Source organism: Deltaproteobacteria bacterium GWC2_65_14 (genome assembly GCA_001797615.1).
GTDB lineage: Bacteria > Desulfobacterota > Deferrimicrobia > Deferrimicrobiales > Deferrimicrobiaceae > GWC2-65-14.
The window spans coordinates 1-2,340 of sequence record MGPV01000003.1 but is presented as its reverse complement, the minus strand read 5'-3'; the positions used below and the strand labels follow the sequence as shown (position 1 = coordinate 2,340).

The following is a 2,340-nucleotide window of genomic DNA, read 5'->3' as shown; positions in this document are numbered from 1 at the left end:
TCGGGAAAGCCCGGCGAGTATCACTACGTCCACACGAACGGCTCTTCCATGGTCGTCCCGGTCGCGGGGGACGGCCGCCTGCTGCTGGTGAACCAGTACCGCTACCTGCTGGGAAAGGAAAGCGCGGAGTTTCCCTGCGGAAGCGTCAAGGACGGCTCGACCCACGAGGAGACGGCGAGGCAGGAGCTTTCGGAGGAGACCGGTTATTCCGCGGGGATCCTGGTCCCGGCGGGGGTGTTCAACCCCTTCAACGGGGTCACTGACGAGATGTGCCGGGTCTACGTGGCGAGGGATCTTCGGTTCGTCGGGGGGACGCCGGACGAAACGGAGGAGTTCGAGCTTCTCCGGCTGACCCCCGCCGAAGTCGAGGCGCGAATCCGGTCGGGCGCCATCTGGGACGGAATGACGATCGCCGCCTGGTGTATCGCCAGCGACTCCCTGCGGCCTTAGGGCAATCCAGGAAGACCCCGGTTGATCCAGGAGCCAGGGGAAGGTGTTGGGGATGGTATGATGCCCGTGAGGCAAGCGCCTGCGGGGAACGCGCCCATGTCCCGAAACGTCCTGGTGATCGAAGACGACAAGGATATCGCCCGCCTGCTCGACCTGCATCTGAAAGACGAGGGGTATTCGGTGACCGTCGTGTCCGACGGGAAGGCCGGACTTCGGCAGGCGCTCGCCAAACCGTACGACCTCGTCATCCTCGACCTCATCCTCCACCGCAGGCTCGCCGGGGCGGTGGAGGGCTTTGGGCTGGTCATCGCCCGCAGGATCCTCGAGCTGCACGGAAGCTATCTTTCGGCCGAAAGCGCGGTCGGCGCCGGGTCGACGTTCGAATTCACCCTACAGACCGCGCCTCCTTCCACCACCAGTATCTAAGCCGCATTTTCCGCCTCGTTTTCCGTGATCAAAACGTGATCTTGCCGTGACAAGGGTGTGATCCCGGTCCGTCAGCATGAAAGTCACGGGGCGGGCGAAGCGGGACCTTCCCCGGTTACATCTTTACAGAGGAGAAGATCCCGCGAGGGAGCAGCAGGAAGGGGAGCCGCGACGCGAAATCGGCATCCGCGGCGAAGAGGGAGGTAGAGTCGAAATGGAAAAAACGTTGACGGTAAGGATGGGAAGGGGAGAGTTCCTCAGGTACGGCGCGCTTCTGGCGGGAGGGACCTTGATGGGTCTCGCGTTCCCGCGCGGCACGGCACGCGGTACGGATGGTTCGCCGGCCGGCACGGACATGAAGGGGATGGCGCCGCAGAAGATCAAACTCTATTCCTCTGCGCAGGAGGGGTATGTCATGGCGGAGAAAGTCCACAAGACGGAGCAGGAGTGGAAGGAGATCCTTTCGTCCGAGCAGTTCCAGGTCACCCGGAAGAAGGGAACCGAGAGGGCGTTCACCGGGAAGTACCTGGACCACCACGAGAAGGGGATCTATGGGTGCGTCTGTTGCGGGAACGACCTGTTCCGATCGGAGACCAAGTACGAATCCGGAACCGGATGGCCGAGCTTCTATGAGCCGGTCGCCGCGGAGAACGTGCACACCGAGAAGGACACCGGCTGGTTCATGACGCGGATCGAGGTCCTCTGCAGCCGGTGCGACGCCCACCTGGGGCATGTCTTCCCCGACGGCCCGAAGCCGACCGGGCTTCGCTACTGCATCAATTCGGTCTCGCTGGCCTTCGCGAAGCCGGAGAAGACGGGAAAGTGAGGGGGATCATGTCCAGGCCTGCGGTACTTTGGATCACCCTATTGCTGGCGCTGACCGCGGCGGCCGCGGTCGCAACGGAAAAAGACAGGGGGATGAGCACGATGGAGAAGGCAACCGGAAAACCGGAGAAGGCGACCTTCGCCGGCGGCTGCTTCTGGTGCATGGAGGCGCCGTTCGACACCCTTCCCGGAGTGATCTCGGTCACCGTCGGGTACATCGGCGGGACCGTGGAGAATCCGACCTACGAGCAGGTCTCCGCGGGGGCGACCGGCCACACCGAAGCGGTCCAGATCGTCTACGACCCCTCCAGGACCGGCTACGCACAGCTGCTGGAGATCTTCTGGCGCAACATCGACCCGACGGTCAAGGACCGGCAATTCTGCGACGTGGGGTCCCAGTACCGATCCGGCATCTTCACCCACAGCGAGGAGCAGCGGATGCTGGCGGAGAAGTCGAAGGAGGCGCTCGAGAAGAGCAAGCCGTTCCAGGGGTCGATCTTCACGGAAGTCACGGCCGCGGGGCCGTTCTACATGGCGGAGGAGTATCACCAGCACTACTACAAGAAAAACCCGATCCGCTACACCTTCTACCGCACCTCGTGCGGCCGCGACGGACGCCTCAAGCAGTTGTGGGGGAAG

The 2,340-nt window shown here is 63.4% G+C and carries 4 protein-coding genes; all 4 read left to right on the top strand.

The features are described from left to right. A partial coding sequence (locus tag A2X88_10055) for a hypothetical protein (GenBank protein ID OGP35841.1) occupies positions 1-450 on the top strand: 450 nt, incomplete at its 5' end. A 96-nt stretch (positions 451-546) separates the two neighbouring features. Then, positions 547-876 (top strand): hypothetical protein, encoded by a 330-nt coding sequence (locus tag A2X88_10050; GenBank protein OGP35796.1) that lies wholly within the window; start codon positions 547-549, stop codon positions 874-876. 415 nt (positions 877-1,291) lie between these two features. Then, complete coding sequence (locus A2X88_10045; protein ID OGP35840.1) at positions 1,292-1,702, top strand: peptide-methionine (R)-S-oxide reductase; 411 nt, start codon at positions 1,292-1,294, stop codon at positions 1,700-1,702. Between the two features lie 92 nt (positions 1,703-1,794). After that, positions 1,795-2,340 (top strand): peptide-methionine (S)-S-oxide reductase (locus A2X88_10040; GenBank protein OGP35839.1); only part of this gene is annotated, 546 nt, incomplete at its 3' end.